Source organism: Arthrobacter sp. Soil_C_49 (assembly GCF_057656635.1).
Genome location: NZ_JBDGJZ010000040.1, coordinates 1 through 341, shown reverse-complemented (window position 1 = coordinate 341; position 341 = coordinate 1). Strand labels below are relative to the sequence as shown.

The following is a 341-nucleotide window of genomic DNA, read 5'->3' as shown; positions in this document are numbered from 1 at the left end:
CACATCAGACCCCGACTTCCTCGCACGCGTCGCCCGCCGCTGGGCCGACACCATCGACGCCGACGGCACCGAACCCAGCGAAGAAGCCCTCCGCCACACCCAAGGCGCGTTCATCCGCAAACCCCGCCACGGCCTGCACCACCTCGAAATCTTCGCCACCACCGACCAATACGAACACCTCCTCACCGTCATGAACACCGCCACCAACCCCCGCACCACCACAACCACCACCGGCAGTGGCAGTAGCGGCGATCAAGACGGAACCACCCAGGACAGAATCTGGAACGAGAACACCGGCCCGGACCTGGACCGGCGCACCCGCCCGCAAAAACAACTCGACG

At 65.7% G+C, this 341-nt stretch carries 1 pseudogene; it reads left to right on the top strand.

Annotation, left to right across the window (positions count from 1 at the left end):
• Positions 1 to 341: pseudogene (locus AC3A4Z_RS22615) on the top strand (HNH endonuclease signature motif containing protein); the annotation flags it as partial.